The following is a 20346-nucleotide window of genomic DNA, read 5'->3' as shown; positions in this document are numbered from 1 at the left end:
TCCAGAACGAATCGCACTTGCCCGTATCCCGGCTGAATCCCTATATTTCCCGGCATTTCAGAACTCATAACAAGAAAAAACCCGCCACTGAGAACGGGTTGAGTTCATATTAGAATCTACCAGCTAGTTTAAATTACTTACTTTTTTAGCCGCTTCCTTTAATTCTTCAAAGGTAATACTACCATCTTGGTCTGAATCATACCGTGCTATTAGTTCTTGGGAGCTACTCATACCTGTTTCTGCCGAGATAACCGCACTTAAGCCAGGACTTAAAAAAAGCTCATTAAGAGAGACTTTGCCATCTTGATCGACATCTAACTTATTAAAAAGAGTTTGAAGCTCTTGCTCGGTTGCCATAAATTTTTATCTGAATTTAGCTATTCAGTTTAATATCTCAAAATCTTGACAAAGATACATTCCCCCATAGAGAGACAATACACTATGTCTATTAGACTTGTCTGAGTTTGTACAAGGGTTTTAAAGATTGCTTATATGTCTTCACTCAAGGTAGCAATAAGGGTTTGAGATAGTTGATGATAGTTTAGAGACAAAAAATAGGATTTTCTAATTTTCAGCTTGGCTTTTTACTTTATTGTTCTATCTCTTCAGCGTGAGAGCAAAGAGTCAACAAGGTCAACAGGTTCTAGCGGAGGGTTGATTTAACTTCACTAACAACTCGTTATTGTTTAGAGATGTACTGACAGACTCAAGTTTAATTGACTTTTCAAGCGAATGCTGTCGGTCAACACTCTACAAAACTGCTCGGAACCAACACCCAAAAGAGGAAACAGACCATGAAATTTTCTAATATCATTAAGTTAGTTGGTGCTGGCGCACTGTCCTTGAGCCTTAGTGCGCTGCCTATGGTTCGTAGTGCTTCTGCTCAAGATGGAACGGGTACGACAGGTACAACACGCAACACAACTACTACAACAGACGTTAATTCTAATGACGGGTTAGACTGGGGCTGGCTGGGTCTGCTCGGTCTAGCTGGGTTAGCTGGTTTGCGTGGTAAAAAGCGCGATGATAACGCGGCACGCTACGGTGATCCTCAAACAACGCGTACTGGTAAGTAGTTCAACAAAATTAATTACACAAGATTAAGGCATAAAACCCTTATCCAAACTAGATACTTGTGTGTAAATAATTCTGCACGATTACCTACTGGCGGCTATCGTGAGTAATTACAATTACCCTTGTTTGCTGTATTGCAGTGGTTGAATCCACTTTAGGGGTAGATAGCCCCTTTTCTGTTGGAAACTTTAAACTTTTTCCGTATATTGACCTTCTTCAGAGAAAAATATAGAAAATTTCCGAATATCATCCTGTATTCAGACAATATACAGATTCTTTCAGATATCGAAATATGACAAAACCCCAAAGAAGATGATTTTGAATATTTCTTTGTGTTTTTAAGAGACGCGATATAGCCTCCTGCGGAGGAGCTACACTTTTCTTGCATACCCGCAGGATTATACGCGCCTCTAAGTAGTTGACAATTAAACTAAAATATGATTCTAAACAAATACCCGGTGTTGTAAACTAGGCATTTGCCGCCGCACCTGTTCCAGACGGGTGGGGTTGATTTCTGCGATCGCTATTCCCGGTTTTTCCCCAGCATCCGCTAAAATGGTTCCCCAAGGGTCAATAATCATTGCATGTCCATGGGTTTGCCGACGGGCATAATTGAGTCCAGTTTGTGCAGGGGCAATAATATAACAGGTATTTTCAATGGCACGGGCTTGGAGTAAAATTTGCCAGTGATCCTTACCTGTAAATGCCGTAAAAGCTGCCGGGACAAACATCACATCAGCACCGTTTTGAGATAAAGCGCGATAAAGTTCTGGAAAACGCACATCATAGCAAACCGAAAGCCCAATATTGCCCAGCTTTTCTGAACAATACACATGGGGGAGTTCATTCCCTGCCATGACTGTACTGGATTCCCGGTAAGTATTGCCATCAGGGACATTCACATCAAAAAGATGAACTTTTAGGTAACGGCTAAGTTCCTTACCGCTGGAGTCGATTAGCAAAGCGGTATTATAGACTTTACGGTCATCACTAGGAACAGGAAAGCCGCCGCCAAGGATGGTAATTTGATAGCGTTGCGCCATCGTTTTCAGAAATTTTTCGGACTCTTTAGCGATATTATCTGCTTGTGCGAGTTTTTCATTCTCATCTCCCATAAATGGAAAATTTTCTGGTAAACCCACCAACTCAGCCCCTTGACGGACGGCTAAGTCAATAAATTCTTCAGCTTGCGCCAAATTTTTTTGTAAATCTGGCACACTCGTCATTTGAACAGCGGCGGCTAAATAGGACTTCATAGATTCCAAAACAAACAGTCGAATAATGCGGATTAGATTATCAAAACTATATCTTTATCTTTGACATTTATTTGTCGCAAGTTGAGAAAAGTCGAGAAAATGGGTAGTTTAATCTTGATTGACGGTAACTCCTAACTTGCAACTTCTCGCTTTTTACACCCCTTATTCTTTACATCTGTTTCTTTGTGGACATCTCAATTTTGATTAAAACCTTTGTCGCTGTCTTCGTGCTAGCGGATGCAGTTGGCAATATTCCCATCCTGTTGGTGTTGACTAAGGGGATGGAACCCCAACAAAGGAATCGAGTTATCGATAAGGCGATTGGAGTAGCGATCGCTGTTTTGCTTCTATTCGCTTTTGGCGGTAAGTTTATTTTAAGCTATTTGGATATCAGCTTTGCATCTTTGCGAGTGGCAGGTGGTTTACTGCTGTTATTAATTGCACTACAGATGCTTAAGGGTGATTTAGATACCTATGTGACTGATTCAGAACGAGATGTGGCAATCACTCCCCTAGCCTTACCTTTACTCGCTGGTCCTGGTACACTGACAACGGTTATGTTGCTAATGTCCGATTCTCCTAGCCCCCATATGAGTGTCATCGCGGGGATAATTACCGCTATGGTTGTGACTTGGCTAATTTTGCGATTGGCTAATTATATAGATCAATGGATTGGTGTGGAAGGCGAAGTTATAATTACTCAGCTTTTTGGCTTCTTACTGGCAGCTTTGGCAGTGGAAACTGGTAGTCAGGGGATTCGGGAGTTATTTTTCTAAAATTCAGGAAGTATAAATGCTGAGAACAATACAAGTAAGTGCATCAGGGATTTTGCTGAATTTTGCTAAATAGTCCCAAGCCTCACGCGCTAAGATTAATAAGGTCAAAATCTGTAGAAAAAACTAACGTGATTAAACTCGATCAGTTCCTCAAGTTGATGGGTGTAACAGCAACCGGAGGACAAGCTAAATGGATGATTCAGGGGGGTGATGTGCAGGTGAATGGGGTGCTGGAAACCCGGCGAGGACGGCAATTGGCACCGGGAGACAAGGTAACGGTGGGAGATAAAACTTTTGAAGTGGACGAATCCATTAAATAGCGACTAATAGTTGGATTTTGGTGATAAAAGTCAAGATTTTTGAGTATTTTTTGATGAAAATTATCCCCAACCGACTTTCAGTCTTCATAAATCTTAATTTCGCAATTGTACAGGCATTGCTAAGTAAGTCATTTTCACGCCACCAAGGGGTGTAAAAATCACTGGAGTCAAATTAGAGTTTAACTGAATAAGAATTTCGGATGATGGGAGGGCTTTTAAGCCTTCCATCAAGTATTTGACATTAAAGGCAATATCTATATCTTCCCCGCTGATTTGGGCTGACATGGATTCGACAGCGCTACCAATATCTTGGGCTTCCACAGAGAGGGTAATTTCACTAGCTGCGCTGTCAATACTAAGTTTAACCAGATTATTTTTTTGATCTGCCAAAACAGCGATTCGTTCCAGGGTACCTAAAAATTGTTTTCTATCTATGGTAATTTCCCGTTGAAATTGGCGGGGAATCAGTTGACGGTAGGCAGGGTATTGTCCATCCAGAGTTCGGCTAGTGAGGCGTTGATTTTGCCATTCAAACACTACTTGACCCTGATCAAAGAATAACGCGATCGCTTCTTCAGATTCAGCGCTATGTGCCAACATTCTTTCCAATTCTCGCAATGCACGGGCAGGCACTGTCACCTCAAACTGATTCTCACCAGGTTCAGAGTTTTCATTATCAGTTTCCACCACTGCCAAACGGTGTCCATCGGTTGCCGCAAATTCCAGCATGTCGGGTAATAGCTTCATGTGTACCCCCGTCAACACCTGTTTTGTTTCATCCCCACTGGTTGCAAATAAGGTTCCCCGTAAACCTTCAATCAGTGTTGAAGCTTTCAAGCTGATACTTAGATCATTCCCCACCACAGGCAATTCGGGGAACTCTCCACCATCCATTGCCCTGACTTGGTACTTACCATTTTGAGGCGTGAGTGTCATAATTAACCCTTCTCCCCCCGATGCATTGGCTCCAGCGGTTTCATCTTCCAGGGTAATTTCGCCATCTGGTAAGCGAGAGGTAATATCATTTAAAAGTTTAGCAGGAAGCGCAATTGTACCCCCTTGCAGGACTTCAGCGCTAAAACTAGTCCGAATACCCAAGCTTAAATCAAAGGCTGTTAAACTAACTTGGTTGGTATCAGCATCAGCTTGTAACAATACATTTGCCAGTACCGGATGAGTTGGGCGTGAAGGTACTGCACGACTGGTAAGGGAAAGATTGGTACTAAGGTCGTTTTGGGTACAGACTAATTTCATGTTCGCTCAGAATGAACAGTGCAGGTTGGTTCATGTTACCAAGCCGGAGGGAGAAAAGAAAGGGAGCATCTCACTTTTTTGAATCATACCAAGCAGTAATTAAAAATAGTACACTGTCATTGCGAGGAACGAAGCAATCCCACAATCTTCAATATTAACGAGTTGATGGGATTGCCACGCTCCACTTCGTTCCACTCGCAATGACAACTTTTGGATCATTTATTTCTTGGAACACTCTCATAGTTTTCATTTAGTGCTTTATTTTGACGCTAGTCCCCAAGCTTGATAAAAAGCGGGGTAGGGTATACTTTGGGCGCACCTCCAGATAATGTTGTAGCAATTATTAAATCGCTCAAAGTCATTTTTGTAAGTTTCAGGTGATAAGTAATCTTTCAACCTTGTGACAACACTCGGCATATTTTCCTCTAGCATAATTTGACCTAAGCCAGATAATGCTAGATTTCGAGTATCATCATCCAGTTGTGGATTGCCAATTAACTCCATCAAAGTAGCGATCGCTTTTTGGTTTCCAGGGTCAATTCTACCTAAGCTTTCTGCCGTTTCCAATCGGATATTAGCCAGTTGTGGATTGCCAATTAACTTCATCAGAGTAGCGATCACTTTTTGGTTGCCAGGGTCAATTTGCCCTAAACTAGATGCCGCTTGCATTCGGGTAAAATCATCGAGTTGTGGATTGTCGATTAACTTCATCAAAACATCAATCGCTTTTTGGTTTCCAGAGCCAATTTGCCATAAGCTAAACGCCGCTAGCCGTCGGGTATAATCATTGAGTTGTGGATTGCCGATTAACTCAACCAAAGCATCAATCACTTTTTGGTTTCCAGAGCCAATTTGCCATAAGCTAGATACTGTTTGCTGTAGGGTAAAATCTTCCAATAGTGGATTGTCAATTAACTCCAACAAAACATCAGTCGCTTTTTCATTGCCAGGGTCAATTTGCAATAAGCTAAATACTGCTTGCATTAGGATGAAGTCGTCCAGTTGTGGATTGCCGATTAACTCCACCAAAACATCAATCGCTTTTTTATTGCCAGAGCCAATTTTCCCTAAGCTAGATACTGCTAGCCATCGGGTAGAATCATCCAATTGTGGATTGTCAATTAACTCAACCAAAGCATTAATTGCTTTTTGCTTGCCAGAGCCAATTTGCCCTAAACTATCTGCCGCTAACCGTCGCCTAGAATGATTTAGTTGTGGTTTACCGATTAACTCCACCAAAGCATCAATCGCTTTTTCGTTGCCAGGATCAATTTGCCCTAAGCTTGATGCCGCTTGCATTTGGGTAGAATCATCCAATTGTGGATTGTCAATTAACTCAACCAAAGCATTAATTGCTTTTTGGTTCCCAGGATCAATTTGTTTTAAGCTTTCTGCCGCTTGCCTTCGGGTACGATCATCCAGTTGTGGATTGCCGATTAACTCCACCAACGCATTAATTGCTTTTTGATTTCCAGAGCCAATTCTTCCTAAGCTATATGCCGCTTGACTTCGGGTACCATCATCCAGTCGTGGTTTGCCGATTAACTCCACTAAAGCGTCAATCGCTTTTTGATTTCCAGGATCAATTTTTCCTAAGTTATCTGCTGCTTGCCTTCGCCTAAAATTATTCAGTTGTGGATTGTCGATTAACTTCATCAAAGCATCAATTGCTTTTATGCGATTTGTCTGAGGCAATACCGTCTGTGCTTCCTCTGCGATTGTTTCGAGAAATCTTACCCAATCGTTTTGCTCAACCTTAAACTCGCCAAAGCCCCATTTAACGATTTCCGCCACAATAGGATCTGCCTGACAAGAATTTTTCCACTCATCAACCCCCGCAGCAGCCAAAAAATAAGCGCGAAACTCGTAAAATCCCTTTCTGACTCTATCAATAGCTTTGAATTCTCCGCACCCATCATCAAATTCCAGCAAAGCCTGAATAAACTCTTCCTTTTTCTGCTTTCCCACATCCTCACGTCCCAACCACAGCAGAATCACCTCTTTCCACTGCAGGTCAAAAATGCGATAAACGCCTAGCGCGGGGTTTTCAGGAACGTGATTTAGAAACTCGTGCCAATCATCAACTGCCAACGCTGCAAAATATTCCTCAAATGTGGTGTGGTAAAAAGCGTAAACTTTCTCTTTTGTTGCTGATTCCGTAGCCAGTCCAACTTCATTTAGCCATCCCAACTTTAACGCTAACCAAAATAAAGAATTTGGCTGTTTTGCATCACCTAATTCCTCACGCACAAACTTATGTCGTAGCCGAAACCGTGACGTTTCTTGATCGATTGCCCGTTTTGCCAAACGTCCCAATGCTGCGTTTAATTCCTCTTGCTGCTGTTCGGTGGTAGGGAAGCGGTTTTCTTTCCACTTGTAAACCTCTTCCACAAACTGCTGATAAAGTCCGGCTTTAGTTTCCGGTAAACCTTTATCGGAACCTTGCCAAGTGCTACACAACAGCGCTAACCGCAAAGGATTTTTAACTAAATCTTGGATGCGCTGACGTTCAGCTTTATCTAATTCCTGCCATAATCTTTCCCCTTTGTTTGCATCCTTGTGAAACCAACGCCCAATAAACTCTTGCACTTGTTGCGGATATGCAAAATTGAGTAACCGATACGTCTCAAAATTTTCTAAAGCGTTGGCATTTGCTTCCCAAACATTCACCCGACAAGTCAGCACAACCCGCGCATTTTTCACCCATCCCGTCAACTGCTGGGAAACCTCAGTTAATGGTTGGGGTGAAGACATTTCATCTGCTGCATCCAACAACAACCACACACGATTATTCTTGAATAAATCTGCGAAAGCGTTTTCCTGTTCTTCTTTTACACGCACCACTTCTAAAGCATTCTTCAGCCAATCTTGCAGCAGATAATTTTCTACACTCTTTCCTTGCAAGTCTGCCAAAGAAATCCAAATGGGTAAACCCAGATTCTTGTCTAATACCCAAAAAGCTATAGTTTGCAACTGAGTAGTTTTTCCCGCACCCGGTTCCCCAATTAAAGCGATGCGGTGTCCTTGAGTTTTACCAACACCATCACGGATAACTTGCTCTAAAAAAGCCTCATGTTCAAATCGCTGCTTCTCTTCATAACTCGGTTCGTAAAGCTGTGAACCTTGTTCTGGGGAAATATCCTCGCTGCACTTCTTCGGTTTGTTACGTTCTACCAATGCTAAAGGGACATGAATTGCCTCTAGCTCGAATTTCATCTCATCATCAGCAAACAGCAACTCATTTGTGGTGAGACGCTTGTGCTTTTCCAGCATAGCGCCGCAGATGTTTTGCCAGTCAGCACCCTGAGATTTTTCTTTCGGAGTCTTGGGAACTTTAGCAGAGTTGTTTTTTTGAGCTTCTCGGCATTTATCCCATTCCCCACCTTGCTTAAATAACCAATTCAGGTTTTCTTCTTTATCGATGCTGGGAAACTTGAGCGCGAAAAGCCAAACCTTTGAATTTGTCCTAGTTTTGGCGTTGGTTTGTCCGCGTTTATCCTCAATAATTTTCAAACTTATCAGACAGTTGAGCGCATTCCTAATTGCTTCAGGCTCTAAGCTGTCGTTATACCTCTTTGTCAGTTCTGCCAGTCCTTCTAATGTAGAATGCGTTACCCACAACTCAGTACCCGCTTGCCAATCAGCTTTGCAGTCCTTTAATTCTTCCGAATTTTCCACAAAGGAAAGTAAAGCACGCAGCAATATTTTGGCTTGTTTCCTACCAGCATCGTAGCTAAGATTCCGCCCCATGTAAGTACCGTCATCAAAGAGAAAAAAATTTTTCCAAAAAGTTCTTCGCTTTCCCAAGCGAGACATCTTTCCCAAGCAGTCTATGTAGATTATAAATGGCTTTTAATCAATGCTTGGGAAATTTACTTGTCAATTAATCCCAACCTTAACCTCGATTTGAAATTGAGGTGAGGTAAATAAATGAAAACTCAGCGCAACCAAAGCCAAAGCACTCGTCAAAAGCTTTATCGCCAAATCATTACAGTGTTGTTATTAGTACAAACAATATTAATTGGTGTAAATGCCGAAAACCGCATTCAGCAAGGAGACTCAACAATTGAGGTTTTAATCTGGATGATTAACCAGTGTATTCCAGTCCTAAAACAAGCCAGCAGTTTGCAAGAAAAACAAAAAAATAGTCTATCACCCACACATCGCCGTTCTGGGGAGCAATAATATCACAAGCCCCTCTTGATAATCATAGAGGGGCGTTGAAGCATAGCGAAAAGTGGTAACGCACCAAATCCTTAAGAGTAGTTGAGTTATGCGATCGCTTTTCTTGATCCCGCAAGGCTATACATACCCTCGTATCTTTAAGCCCAAAGCGCAGGTTACACCAACAAAAATCAAATATGAATCCTATACTACCATCTGTAATAACAACCGAGCTATTAGTTGACATACATAAATGGCATCAAAAAATACCTAAAAATCCATGAATTTAACAGCCTAGCTTCAGTCTGTAAGTATTGGAAAAATTAATTGTGGAAAATGTGGAAAACTTGTGGAAAAACCCAAGATGTTTTCTCGCACCTTGATTATTTTTTAGAAGTTTTCCACAGTTTGCGAGGAAGTTTTCCACAAAGCCGAGATTTTTATTTTCTCGGAGTATTTTCTAAATTGTATTTTGATACAGCAGATTTCAGGTAAATATACCGCATCAATAAAACCTGAAATTATGAGGAAATGTATATATAGGTAGGTAGAAGGTATATTTATAATTTGCTCAAAATGTCACTCAATGTATCAGTTAGGCTGTAATTAAAATAATCAGACAAATTCCAAGTCAATAAACTTAAATTACTTTAATAACTGATTAATTAATCAAAACATCAGAGAAAAATGCCAATGTGGCAACATAAAATTTCAAGATTTGTTATTCGTTAATTAACTGTCATTTAAAATGTGCAAACCTAGCAAATGAATATCATAAAAACTGTCACTAATGCTGCAAAATCAAAAATATTTTACTGACAATATCTAATTTGTCAGCATATTTAAATAAAACAAAAATATATCCTGAAAAGGTCAAATAAACCTAGATAAATAAACATAACAGTAATCTTTAATCATCACTGCCAAAACATGATAGGTCAGTTACTAGCAGGGCATTATAAAGTCCTTGAAGTTTTGGGAGAGGGTGGGTTTGGACAAACCTATATCGTTGAGGACATCCATCTTCCTGGTCATCCACAGTGTGTCCTCAAACATCTAAAACCCACTAGTGCAGAACCCCAAATTTTAGAAACCGCACGTAAACTCTTTCAAAGAGAAGCCGAAATTTTACAACAGTTGGGAAATTATGATCAAATTCCTCGACTACTAGCTTACTTTGAAGAAAACCAAGAGTTCTACTTAGTGCAAGAACTAATTAAAGGTCACACACTCACCCAAGAATTAACTCGTGGTCAACAATGGACTGAAGACAAAATTACTGAAGTACTGATTGAAATATTAGGCATTTTAGAAATCGTCCATAATCACGGTGTAATTCATCGTGATATTAAACCAGATAATATTATTCGTTGCGAATTAGATCAAAAATTAGTTCTGATTGATTTTGGGGCAATCAAACAATTAAGAAATCAAACTGCTATTAGCCATGGACAAAAACGTGTCACCATCACTGTTGGCACCCCTGGTTATATGCCTTCCGAACAAACAAGAAAACTTCCTCGTCCTAGTAGCGATATCTATGCTTTAGGTATGATTGGAATCCAAGCACTTACAGGGATTTACCCCCGCGAATTGCCAGATGATAGCAATACTGGGGAAATTGTTTGGAAACATCTAACACCCGTGACTCCGGGGTTAGCTGCGGTATTGACAAAAATGACCCACTATCATTTTAAAGACCGCTACCAAACTGCAACGGAAGCTTTGGCAGCACTAAAGAATTTGAGTAATTTGGAAGAAGCGCCAACAATTACACCAGTCGCTAATCCACAAATTATCCATGAATTGACCCTACAATGGCGTGAAGGGGGGGAAATCAAAGATTTTACCCTAGTTGAGAACCAAGATAGTAAAAGTCCCGCCAGAATCAGAATTGGGCGGGATCCCCAAGTTTGTAATATTGTAGTTCCGGAAGCATCAGTTTCGGCATTACATGCTGAAATTTTCTTCTATCGAGAAAAAAATCAGTTTTATCTAAGGAATTTACGCGAAAAAAATCCCCCTATTTTGGATGGGCAATTACTTTTAGCAGGGGAAATGCCTCTAGCTATTGGTAGTAGCTTACGCTTAGGTCAGCAGCAATTCAAGGTAAGCGTGATTCAATCTAAAAAATCTTCTCTTGGGTATACCCCCCCAGAAGAAATCACCGATTTATCAACTGTGCTACCTTCTGAACCCGTTAGTAAAACAGCACCACCTCAAAAAGTTATTTATTCACAACAAATTAAGCGTGCTGGGGTTTCAATAATTGCACCTTTAGCAGCTAAAAAACCAGTGATGACTGGGATTGGAATTGCTGCTGCGGTGAGTGTAGTTGGTGGTTTGGTGTGTTTGCAAACGGGTAATTCTACTGGTAAAGCTTATTCAGAACAAAATTTTATCGCTCAACAGCCACAACTATGTCGGGTGATTTCCCCTACTGGAGGTAATTTCTTAGCAAAGTTACGCCCTGAACCACAAACCGAAATAGGTGCTGTGAAACAACTCAATCAAGGTGAAAAGGTGTTGTTTCTTAAGGTTAAAGGAGATTTTGTTAAGGTGCGGTTGCTAGATGGTACCCAGGGTTGGGTATTTGGTGATCAGATTCAACGTTGTGATAGTTCTCGCAAACGGTTGTTATAGTGGTCAAGATTTAGCCAATCAAGGTAAGTAGAAGAAAAGTTACAGTATATTTTAGGTAAATAAAGTAACTTAAAGTTTGTGGAGACGTTCCAACGGAACGTTTCTGCGTATTTTATAGATATTAAATATTTTCAGTATTCAACCCGGAATTTGATGAGTAGGTACTGAAGTTTTGAGGAAGCTTTAATAATAAGTAGGAGATAAGAATTTTATGTCACTGGAACAAGTTAATGCTTTTTATGATGTCTTAAGCTCTGACCAAGTAATTTACGATGAGTATTGTAATAAATGCTGTTTACGCGGGCTATTTGGCATTTGGAATTGGGATAAGGCTAAAATTGTCGATTTTGCAGCTTCCCTGGGTTTTATATTTACTACTGATGATTTAAACATGGTGTTATTTGAGGGTGATGCAGGTGTGGTTCAACCCTCAATGAGTGTGTCAGTGAATTGAAACACTAGGTTTAGTTGGAGAGTACCTAGATGATAATTAGCATTAAATCTTCAAGATGATCGATTTGTATGTCAAAATGCAGATGAATCGAATACCTTGTAAGTCAAATGATCGGTAAAATCCTTGATGGGCGGTACCAAATAATTAGTAAATTGGGACAAGGAGGTTTTGGTACTACTTTTCTGGCAATTGATAAGAAGTTACCCAATAATGATCAATGTGTCGTCAAGTTATTTTCCCCTCAAGTTGATGATCCAGATAGTTTGCATGAAGCTCGACGCTTGTTTAATAATGAAGCTATTGTCCTGAATACATTGGGGAGTCACGATCAGATTCCTCGCTTACTCGCGCATTTTGAAGAGGATGAACAATTTTACCTAGTTGAGGAATTTGTATCCGGTGAGGAACTTACTCACGAAATTAACCCAGGTAAGAAACTTACCGAGGAAGAAGTAATTTCTCTCCTGAAAGATATCTTAAAAATTTTAGAATTTGTGCATCGGCATGGTGTTATCCATCGAGACCTCAAACCGTCAAATTTAATTAGACGCAAACACGATCGACAAATAGTGATGATTGATTTTGGATCAGTCAAGCAATTAACTTCTCAAACAATCAATATTCATCAACCATCCCCCCTTACGGTTATAGTTGGGACGCATGGTTATATGCCAAGTGAACAAACTCAGGGATTACCAAGACTTTGTAGTGATGTTTATGCTGTAGGAATAATTGCAATTCAAGCTTTGACTGGTTTGGTAGCAGTATCATTACCCCAGGATAGTTTTACTGGGGAAATTTTATGGCGTGAACAACTGCAATCGGGTCAGGTTAGTTCTAGGCTAGCAGATGTTTTGGATAAAATGGTGAAGTACGATTTTCGCCAAAGATATCAGTCGGCAACGGAAGTTTTACAAGCGCTGGAAAAAGTCACAGATGCAAGTTCTAGTCGAAAATCAAGCTTAGGAAAAATCATCATCGGTTTAGGAATAACTGCCTTAATAGGTATTGTGACTCTCGGAACCTTGTTTAAAAAAGATGACACTCTAGAACCATATAATATTGATAACTACGGTATTAGTATCCAACGCCCGAAAACATGGCAACCTGAAGAAAGACCAGATCGAATTACTGGGAATGTTGTTAGGTTTATATCCCCGTTAGTAAATAATACTGATAAGTATCAGGAAAATGTTAACTTAGTTGTCCAAGATTTATCCGAAAACCGTAGCACTTTAGAACAATTTACCCCGTTTCGCCTAGATGTAATTAAACAGTCTTCTCCAAACATCAAAATTATTCAAGAAGGTCAACAAAAATTAGCAAATATAGATGCCTATCAGGTTACTTACACCCTCCAAGAAGATAGTATGAGTCTGGAGAGGTTGCAAATTTGGACTGTCAAAGATCGAAAAGCTTATATTCTCACTTATACAGCCGAGCCTAATCAATATTCAGCATCTCTTCCCACTGTTAAGCAGATGATTAATTCGTTCCAAATAATTAAGTAAAAAATAAAAAAAATTTACAATACTTAAGTAATTTCAGATACTAATTTATGGTATTTATCTTAATATCTATGCAAATATCATATTCGTGTGTGTAAATTACCATGAAAACCAGATCATTTTTACAGATACTCACAGCCAGTATGGTTTCACTGAGTGCGATCGCTGCCGTAAATCTTCCCAGTTCCGCTCAATCCAAAACTTACTTCTGTGAAAGTGATAACGGTGTATGGACAACATTTGCGAAAAATTTCAATAACGAAAAAATACCCGTGATTACCTGGGTGAAAAAATTAGGAGATTACACACCAAAAGCACGGTGTCAAGCTGTTTCTTCGAGATTTCAAACTGCTTACGAACGAGGCATATTAAATTATCTCACTTCTGGTATTTCCAGAGGTCAGGCAGTTATCTGTGCAGCAAGTCAGTATGGTGGACCCTGTACTCAGTTACTTTTTACCCTCAAATCCCACGAAGATGCTAGCTCAGTTTTGCAACACTTGGGAGATATTGGTTACAAAGCACGGGGACCAATTTTGCAGTCGGAAGATGCTTCTTCTCAGGTGTACATAGATATGGGTGCATTGGTAAAGGGAAAATCAGGACAATAGAATAGGCATTTCCTTGAAATTATTTAGAGACGTAGCATTGCTAGGTCTCTACAGGGCTGATTTTCTTGAAATCACCGAATCTGTTGCATAGGGGTCTACTGATGAATTGCGTTGCTAAAGATACTTGTACCGGGTAAAATCAACATGAGAAAAAAACTAACATGGGTAGTTCACCACCCTAGGTATCGCACACTGGCTGTAACCGCTTGGATGGGTACATTGTTGGTTTTGCCGCTCCAAGTTGGGGAATTATTAATTTCCAGTCCCCAAGTTTTAGCCCAACCAGCAAGCGCTCAACTTTCTGAAGCACAAATCAAACAGCTAGCAGCGGCAATTACCGTTAAGGTAATCGCTGGGGAAAATGGTGGTTCAGGGATTTTAATCCGTAAAGAGGCACAAAAAGCAGGATATCTATATACTGTTGTCACTAATCAGCATGTTTTGGAACCCGGCAAAGCTGCACAAATTCAAACAGGAGATGGCAAAAAATATCCAGCTACATTGCTAAAAGGAGTTAACTTTCGCGGTAAAGATATAGCTTTACTCCAGTTTAGTACCAATGCTAACTATACTGTGTCGTCCCTAGGGAATCTATCAACAGTCACAGTTAACGAACCAATTTACTCTGCCGGATTTCCTTTTGAGAAAAAAGCTAACCAAAACCCCTTTGTCTTCAAAAGCGGGAAGGTTTTGCTAGTACCGGAACGAGCTTTCAAAGAAGGATATCAAATTGGCTACGATAACACTGTAGAAAAGGGAATGAGCGGTGGTCCAATTTTAAATCGCCGGGGACAGGTAATTGGGATTAACGGTATCCATGCTTATCCTCTGTGGGGAAATCCCTACGTATACGAAGATGGTTCCCAACCCACAGCAGCACTCAAGGATTTAATGAGCCGTTATAGTTGGGGGATACCGATTCAAACATTTGCTCAGTTGGCACCTCAATACACCTCTAAAGAGTCTTTGCCAACAGGAAAAACGCCAGTAGCCAGCAAATTACCACCAATTGCCAATGATGTGAGTAATATTGCTAAAGAAATCACAGTACTAATTGATGTCCCCAGTATGCCGCAATGTAGTGGTTCCGGGGTGATCATAAGTAAGCAGGGCAATACTTACAGCGTTTTGAGTGCCGAACATGTAATACGCGGATCTCAAAAGTGCGATCGCACTCAGCTAGAAATAGTCACTTCCGACGGCAAACGCTACCCCATCCAAGTCAACGACAGAAACGTTAGAAGCTTACCAGATAGTGATTTAGCACTCTTACAATTTAATAGTGACCAAAATTACCGCACCGCAACCTTAGCCAACTACAACATCACTGGATACGATGGATTTATCTTTGTTTCTGGATGGCAAGATACCAAAGCCAAAAATCCAGCATTACAACATAAATTTACCGCTGGAAATGTCGTATCCAAACAATTAGGATCATCTATACTAGCTAAAAACTCCCTCTCCTCCAGTTACGGCTATGGCATGATTTATACCAATCTTACAGAGCAAGGGATGAGCGGAGGACCAATTTTAGATATTCGTGGACGTGTTATTGGGATTCATGGCAGATCGGAAGTAGAATCAGTTAAAGATCAAGCTGGTAAAAATCGCTTGATTACATTAGGCTTTAGTCTGGGTGTACCCATCAGCGACTTTATCAACTGGTCAAAATCAGCAGGTATTCTATCTGCTTCAAAAGTTGAAACCACTATAGCACCAGCATTAACCCAACCAGAATCAGACGCGATTCTCCAATCTTTGCTTCAACCAGTCAAGCCTCAAAATAATGCCGATGCGATCGATTGGGTAAATTACGGCTGGGAACTTATACGCACCTCAACCAGCAAAACCAATACAAGCGAATCAATTCAATCTTTCGATAAAGCCATTCAACTGCGACCTAACTTTTACCAAGCTTGGTATTTGCGAGGTTTTGTCTACATGACTCAGAATAATTATCAAGAATCTCTCAAATCTTTCGACAAATCAGTCCAAATTGAACCGAATTTTTCCACGGCTTGGCGTTGGCGAGGTATGATCCTAGCTAATTTGAACAAGTACCAAGAAGCTTTAGCATGTTTTGAACAACTAGCAAAATTAGATCCCGGTGATAGTGGTGCCCAGACATTTCGCAGTATCATGCTAATTGGACTCCAAAGGTTTCCAGAAGCTTTGGAAATAGCTGAAAAATCTTTAAAACAATATCCTAATTCCTGGAATTATTTTGCCAGAGGTATTGCTCGTTTTGGTACCAAGGATCAAAAAGGAGCATTAGCAGACTTAAATGAAGCTATTCGCTTAAACCCAGAAGCAATCGAAGATACTGCTTATTCAGTTAGAGCTACAATTCGCTATGCCCAAGGAGATATTCAAGGAGCATTAACTGATTACAATGAAGCTATACGCCTAAATCCACAAAAAGCTGAACCCATATTAAGTCGTGCAGCAATCCACCTCCAACAAAAAGATTATAAAAGTGCCGTGGTGGATTTGAACGAAGCAATTCGTCTCAAACCGGAATATCGAGAAGCCTTTGAGTTACGCGGAACATTATATTTTTTGCAGAACAAACATCAAGAAGCAGTCAAGGATCTCACTCAAGCAATTCGTCTTAACTCTCAAAACCCTGATGTTTACTCGATTAGAGGTGGAGCTTGGTTGCAGCTAAAAGATAAAAAAGCCGCAAGTTTAGATTTTCAAAAAGCCGCAGATTTATACAAACAGCAGGGCAATAACGAAAGGTATCAACAGGTGCTGCAAGCAATTAAGAGCTTAAATTAGACCTGGTATGCCCAAATGGCTTTAGAGGTTAGTTCACAGATGTCAAGTTAAACCGCCTAGAGATTAGTGATTTTATGATATAGTTTCTTATATACTAGTGAAATATTATCGGGATGTGGCGCAGCTTGGTAGCGCACTTCGTTCGGGACGAAGGGGCCGCTGGTTCGAGTCCAGTCATCCCGATTTGTCATATTGTACATTAACTAATTATTTGTCCGCGTTAACAAATTAATGTCTTCATTATAAGAATTAGCATCACAAAAAAGGACTTACTTGTTAGTAAGTCCTATGCATCCTTGATATTTACCAGTCTTCTGTTTTTACAGAAATCTTTCTAATTTACTGAGCTTTTTTAGCTGCAACTTTTACATCTACTTTCACAGTTTTTACACCCTCGAACTTGTTTTCCTTAACGGCAGGTTCAATTTTCTTCAAAGTAGCTTCATCTGGAACAGTACCAGAAACAGTCAACACATCACCTGCTTGATTTACTTGAAGACTGCTTCCAGGAAACTGCTTCTCCAACTTGTTTTTAACAATGGTTTTAACACCACCCGCTGCATCTTTAACAGCAGTAGTAGTTTTTTCAGTTGTCTTGGTTGTGGTTGTAGTACCTTGAGTCTTTTGACCAGCTTCTTTCACTGCTGTGCTATCAGTAGTAGTTGTTGTTTCAGAAGTTTTTGTATCTGAATTACAACCAACAGCACCAACTACCAACACGCTGCTAATTAAAAATGGGATGAGCTTTTTCATTTTTATCTCCAATTGGTTCTTTGAAGCGAATAATTTGATTTGTGTGTTTTGCGGAGGAGCAAATATTAAAAAATCATTAAAAGTGAAATGGCATAAGCACCAATCTGGCTGTCAGATTTTGTTACTTTAGTTCTCTAATTATTCCACCTGGTTTAAACGATTAAACCTGGTTTTCGATAGTAGGAAATAACTTGCGTTTCTGTTCCTATGGGAGTGTTAACTATAGCATCACAGTCTAGACTCCATCAGTTTGCTTAGAGCTAAATTACCTGAATTGATCCAGCATTATTTTGATGTTATCAGATTTAAAAAAATTTAGCTGATTACCCCTTTTATCTTGAAATTTCCTTCTGCATCATTGTATTGCAGTGTTTCTCTAAGTCAATTAGTAATCAATATTAATATTAAGTATATTTTAATACTAACTTAACCGGAAATTAATCTAATTATGCGTTGAATAGCAATGTTTCCGGGGAGCATCCAGTTTTGGCAAATAGCGCATCAGCCTAGAAGCCTGGGGCTAAACAAATAAAACCTACCTAGCCTAGCGCGGAACGCGGGCTAAAAAGATTCTAGACCACGAATCTTGGCTCTATTACTGTAGCGATACCCTTCTAAACTATTTCTTCCAAAGCGTGATGCTCTGTGTTTCCGCTAATAAAAACTGCTTAACCATTAATCTTCTGTTAAGCTTTCTGTGTTTATTGCTCCTAAAGTTAGACAATAATGCTACAAATTCAATACTGGATTGATCACTATCTTATAGATGAACAACTATGCGTGTGTTTAACTCTCCCCCCACCACCGAAGTACAAACCCGTACCCGCATCTTAGATGCAGCGCAACGGTTATTTGCAGCACAAGGATTTGATGGTACCACCACCCGTGATTTAGCGCAGGCAGCTGGTGTAGCAGAGGGAACTTTATTTCGGCATTTTTCCAACAAAAAAGCGATTTTAGTGGAGGTGGCAACACAGGGATGGGTGGAGATTCTCACCGATTTGTTGACAGAATTGAGTGAGATGGGCACTTACAAAGCTGTAGCTCAAGTAATGCGGCGACGGATGTGGAATATGCGTAAAAATGCGGATATGATGCGAGTTTGTTTCATGGAAGCACAGTTTCATCCAGACTTACGCGATCGCATTCAAGTAGAAGTCATTGATAAAATGACTGATGTGGCAGAAGCATTCTTCCAAACAGCGATGGACAAAGGAGTATATCGAAAGACTAATGCCAAACTAGTAGCAAAAGTCTTTTTGGGAATGTTTGCAGTTGCAGGTTTTTCTGACAACACCATCATCCAAGCAGACGCTTCACCGCAGCAACTTCAAGAAATGGCAGAGGGATTAGCTGATATCTTTTTGAATGGTGTTTTAGTTAAGTAATCTCGTTAGGTGATTTCCAGAATAAAATTTACCAGTCAATATTTTTTCTATTGGATAAATCACCTTGCACCAACTTTGCTTGTTGAACCCACTGCTGAACAAGTTCAATCGCAGGACATAAATCACGACGCTGCATTGTTGCAACTTGCAGTCGTAATATCTGCTTGTGTAAGCGGTATGTGGGTGTAGCTGCTAACTGTACCGCTGAAGCAATACCTGCATGAAGCAGTAAACCGCAATATTCAGTACCAATACTGGGAATTCTTGCTAAATCAGATAATGCAACCCATTTATTCACATGGTGAATATGAACATGTAACTGGTTAGCCAAAATCAGCCGTGCTTGGGGGTTTTGTGCTGCTTGCAGTAACTGTTTTGTTGTCTTGATACCGCAAACTTGTAACTGTAGTTGTTCTTCTGCATTTAAACCCGGTAATTTTTCGATTTGCCAATCACGGGATAGGTTTTTAGTTGTCGATATTTGGTGATGGGGAGACATAAAAAATTGCCAAACATCTATACTACCAGTTCTCCCCGCATCGTGGTGATAGCTTGTCCAGAAATCAACACACGGGAATCATTTTCTGTATATCTGACTTTGACGATACCCCCTCGGCTGGAAGCTTGGTATGCAATAAACTGATTTTGGGGAATGCCTAGTTTGCTCAACCTAAAACGTTCGTGCCAGAATGGAGCAAGGCAGCAATGTGCAGCACCTGTAACTGGATCTTCATTAATACCCAACCCAGGTGCAAAAAAGCGGGAGACAAAATCATATTCAGAATTTTGATCACCCACACTTGTGACAATAACTTGACTCATGGGTAACTTCAAAATTTCTGAGAAATTTGGTTGAATTTTTTGGACAATTTCTGCTGATGCGACTTCTACTAAATATCCTAGGGAATTTTGATAAACACCGATACAATCTACATCTAAAGCTGCTGCGAGTTGGGGAATTTTTTCAATTTGCCATGAAGGATTAACCGGAAAATCCAGTTCAATCCAATCGTCTTTTTTTCTAGCAATTAAAATGCCACTTTTGGTATAAAATTTAGCATTATTGTCAACATCTAAATATCCTTCGCTCCACAAAACATGAGCGCTAGCGAGGGTTGCGTGACCACATAGTGGGACTTCTACGGTTGGTGTGAACCAACGAAGGTCAAAACCATCACCTTTAGCTAGCAAAAAAGCAGTTTCTGATAAATTAATTTCCTGGGCAATATTCTGCATCCAGATATCACTTTGGAGTGATGATAGTACACAAACGGCTGCTGGATTTCCACCAAAAGGTTTATTGGTAAATGCATCCACCTGAATAATACTTTGTGGCATAGAAATTTTGGGTAGTTATTCTC

The 20346-nt window shown here is 40.2% G+C and carries 17 protein-coding genes and 1 tRNA gene; 11 read left to right on the top strand and 7 right to left on the bottom strand.

The window, feature by feature from the left end:
• Positions 1 to 123: 123 nt before the first annotated feature.
• Entirely contained in the window at positions 124 to 357 is a 234-nt protein-coding gene (locus CAL6303_RS18055) for an EF-hand domain-containing protein (protein WP_015199260.1), read from the bottom strand.
• 437 nt (positions 358 to 794) lie between these two features.
• On the opposite strand from CAL6303_RS18055, the gene CAL6303_RS18050 reads away from it, so the two are divergent.
• Positions 795 to 1076 carry a WGxxGxxG family protein gene (locus CAL6303_RS18050; RefSeq protein WP_015199259.1) on the top strand — a complete coding sequence of 94 codons (282 nt, stop codon included), beginning with the start codon at positions 795 to 797 and terminating at the stop codon, positions 1074 to 1076.
• A 441-nt stretch (positions 1077 to 1517) separates the two neighbouring features.
• On the opposite strand, the gene CAL6303_RS18045 is transcribed toward CAL6303_RS18050, so the two are convergent.
• Positions 1518 to 2330, bottom strand: a complete 813-nt coding sequence (locus CAL6303_RS18045) for a carbon-nitrogen hydrolase family protein (protein ID WP_015199258.1) — start codon at positions 2328 to 2330, stop codon at positions 1518 to 1520.
• A gap of 185 nt (positions 2331 to 2515) precedes the next feature.
• Between CAL6303_RS18045 and CAL6303_RS18040 the strand changes: the two genes are divergently transcribed.
• Together CAL6303_RS18040 and CAL6303_RS18035 are read left to right on the top strand one after the other, a co-directional pair.
• Positions 2516 to 3106: a MarC family protein gene (locus tag CAL6303_RS18040; RefSeq protein ID WP_015199257.1), complete on the top strand. Its 591-nt coding sequence runs from the start codon at positions 2516 to 2518 to the stop codon at positions 3104 to 3106.
• A 128-nt stretch (positions 3107 to 3234) separates the two neighbouring features.
• Positions 3235 to 3426 carry an RNA-binding S4 domain-containing protein gene (locus CAL6303_RS18035; RefSeq protein WP_015199256.1) on the top strand — a complete coding sequence of 64 codons (192 nt, stop codon included), beginning with the start codon at positions 3235 to 3237 and terminating at the stop codon, positions 3424 to 3426.
• Between the two features lie 93 nt (positions 3427 to 3519).
• Here CAL6303_RS18035 and dnaN read toward each other — a convergent pair whose 3' ends face one another.
• Both dnaN and CAL6303_RS18025 read right to left on the bottom strand, forming a co-directional pair.
• Complete coding sequence (gene dnaN, locus CAL6303_RS18030; RefSeq protein ID WP_015199255.1) at positions 3520 to 4680, bottom strand: DNA polymerase III subunit beta; 1161 nt, start codon at positions 4678 to 4680, stop codon at positions 3520 to 3522.
• 258 nt (positions 4681 to 4938) lie between these two features.
• Positions 4939 to 8496: a HEAT repeat domain-containing protein gene (locus tag CAL6303_RS18025; RefSeq protein WP_015199254.1), complete on the bottom strand. Its 3558-nt coding sequence runs from the start codon at positions 8494 to 8496 to the stop codon at positions 4939 to 4941.
• A 114-nt stretch (positions 8497 to 8610) separates the two neighbouring features.
• Between CAL6303_RS18025 and CAL6303_RS18020 the strand changes: the two genes are divergently transcribed.
• The 7 genes from CAL6303_RS18020 (at position 8611) to CAL6303_RS17990 (ending at position 17027) form a co-directional block, all read left to right on the top strand.
• Positions 8611 to 8865 carry a hypothetical protein gene (locus CAL6303_RS18020; RefSeq protein ID WP_015199253.1) on the top strand — a complete coding sequence of 85 codons (255 nt, stop codon included), beginning with the start codon at positions 8611 to 8613 and terminating at the stop codon, positions 8863 to 8865.
• 909 nt (positions 8866 to 9774) lie between these two features.
• A complete protein-coding gene (locus CAL6303_RS18015) occupies positions 9775 to 11487 on the top strand; it encodes a protein kinase domain-containing protein (RefSeq protein ID WP_015199252.1) in 1713 nt (570 codons plus the stop codon).
• A 211-nt stretch (positions 11488 to 11698) separates the two neighbouring features.
• Positions 11699 to 11941: a Nif11-like leader peptide family natural product precursor gene (locus tag CAL6303_RS18010; RefSeq protein ID WP_015199251.1), complete on the top strand. Its 243-nt coding sequence runs from the start codon at positions 11699 to 11701 to the stop codon at positions 11939 to 11941.
• 107 nt (positions 11942 to 12048) lie between these two features.
• Positions 12049 to 13452, top strand: coding sequence for a serine/threonine-protein kinase (locus CAL6303_RS18005; protein WP_015199250.1), 1404 nt, complete (start codon positions 12049 to 12051; stop codon positions 13450 to 13452).
• Positions 13453 to 13553: 101 nt separating this feature from the next.
• Complete coding sequence (locus CAL6303_RS18000; protein WP_015199249.1) at positions 13554 to 14060, top strand: COP23 domain-containing protein; 507 nt, start codon at positions 13554 to 13556, stop codon at positions 14058 to 14060.
• A 144-nt stretch (positions 14061 to 14204) separates the two neighbouring features.
• On the top strand, positions 14205 to 16844 hold the full coding sequence (locus tag CAL6303_RS17995; RefSeq protein WP_015199248.1) for a serine protease: 2640 nt from the start codon (positions 14205 to 14207) through the stop codon (positions 16842 to 16844).
• A gap of 109 nt (positions 16845 to 16953) precedes the next feature.
• Positions 16954 to 17027: transfer RNA gene (locus tag CAL6303_RS17990), tRNA-Pro, on the top strand.
• A gap of 156 nt (positions 17028 to 17183) precedes the next feature.
• Here CAL6303_RS17990 and CAL6303_RS17985 read toward each other — a convergent pair.
• On the bottom strand, positions 17184 to 17597 hold the full coding sequence (locus CAL6303_RS17985) for a transport-associated protein (RefSeq protein WP_015199247.1): 414 nt from the start codon (positions 17595 to 17597) through the stop codon (positions 17184 to 17186).
• A gap of 776 nt (positions 17598 to 18373) precedes the next feature.
• Between CAL6303_RS17985 and CAL6303_RS17980 the strand changes: the two genes are divergently transcribed.
• On the top strand, positions 18374 to 18985 hold the full coding sequence (locus tag CAL6303_RS17980; protein WP_015199246.1) for a TetR/AcrR family transcriptional regulator: 612 nt from the start codon (positions 18374 to 18376) through the stop codon (positions 18983 to 18985).
• Between the two features lie 28 nt (positions 18986 to 19013).
• On the opposite strand, the gene CAL6303_RS17975 is transcribed toward CAL6303_RS17980, so the two are convergent.
• Positions 19014 to 19484, bottom strand: coding sequence for a DUF4332 domain-containing protein (locus tag CAL6303_RS17975; RefSeq protein ID WP_015199245.1), 471 nt, complete (start codon positions 19482 to 19484; stop codon positions 19014 to 19016).
• Between the two features lie 17 nt (positions 19485 to 19501).
• The gene (locus CAL6303_RS17970) at positions 19502 to 20323 is read right to left on the bottom strand and encodes a PhzF family phenazine biosynthesis protein (protein WP_015199244.1); all 822 of its coding nucleotides are present in this window, start codon (positions 20321 to 20323) and stop codon (positions 19502 to 19504) included.
• Positions 20324 to 20346: the final 23 nt, after the last annotated feature.

Source organism: Calothrix sp. PCC 6303 (assembly GCF_000317435.1).
Classification (GTDB): Bacteria; Cyanobacteriota; Cyanobacteriia; order Cyanobacteriales; family Nostocaceae; genus PCC-6303.
Note: the sequence above shows the minus strand (reverse complement) of the source record. Positions and strands in the feature narration are given on the sequence as shown.

Bases quoted from the DNA above. Each gene is read 5' to 3' on its own strand.
- CAL6303_RS17975 (WP_015199245.1), bottom strand. From the start codon at position 19,484: ATGTCTCCCCATCACCAAATATCGACAACTAAAAACCTATCCCGTGAT.
- CAL6303_RS18050 (WP_015199259.1), top strand. From the start codon at position 795: ATGAAATTTTCTAATATCATTAAGTTAGTTGGTGCTGGCGCACTGTCC.
- CAL6303_RS18000 (WP_015199249.1), top strand. From the start codon at position 13,554: ATGAAAACCAGATCATTTTTACAGATACTCACAGCCAGTATGGTTTCA.
- CAL6303_RS18005 (WP_015199250.1), top strand. From the start codon at position 12,049: ATGATCGGTAAAATCCTTGATGGGCGGTACCAAATAATTAGTAAATTG.
- CAL6303_RS17980 (WP_015199246.1), top strand. From the start codon at position 18,374: ATGCGTGTGTTTAACTCTCCCCCCACCACCGAAGTACAAACCCGTACC.
- CAL6303_RS17970 (WP_015199244.1), bottom strand. From the start codon at position 20,323: ATGCCACAAAGTATTATTCAGGTGGATGCATTTACCAATAAACCTTTT.
- CAL6303_RS18010 (WP_015199251.1), top strand. From the start codon at position 11,699: ATGTCACTGGAACAAGTTAATGCTTTTTATGATGTCTTAAGCTCTGAC.
- CAL6303_RS17985 (WP_015199247.1), bottom strand. From the start codon at position 17,597: ATGAAAAAGCTCATCCCATTTTTAATTAGCAGCGTGTTGGTAGTTGGT.
- CAL6303_RS18055 (WP_015199260.1), bottom strand. From the start codon at position 357: ATGGCAACCGAGCAAGAGCTTCAAACTCTTTTTAATAAGTTAGATGTC.
- dnaN (WP_015199255.1), bottom strand. From the start codon at position 4,680: ATGAAATTAGTCTGTACCCAAAACGACCTTAGTACCAATCTTTCCCTT.
- CAL6303_RS18015 (WP_015199252.1), top strand. From the start codon at position 9,775: ATGATAGGTCAGTTACTAGCAGGGCATTATAAAGTCCTTGAAGTTTTG.
- CAL6303_RS17995 (WP_015199248.1), top strand. From the start codon at position 14,205: ATGAGAAAAAAACTAACATGGGTAGTTCACCACCCTAGGTATCGCACA.
- CAL6303_RS18025 (WP_015199254.1), bottom strand. From the start codon at position 8,496: ATGTCTCGCTTGGGAAAGCGAAGAACTTTTTGGAAAAATTTTTTTCTC.
- CAL6303_RS18020 (WP_015199253.1), top strand. From the start codon at position 8,611: ATGAAAACTCAGCGCAACCAAAGCCAAAGCACTCGTCAAAAGCTTTAT.
- CAL6303_RS18045 (WP_015199258.1), bottom strand. From the start codon at position 2,330: ATGAAGTCCTATTTAGCCGCCGCTGTTCAAATGACGAGTGTGCCAGAT.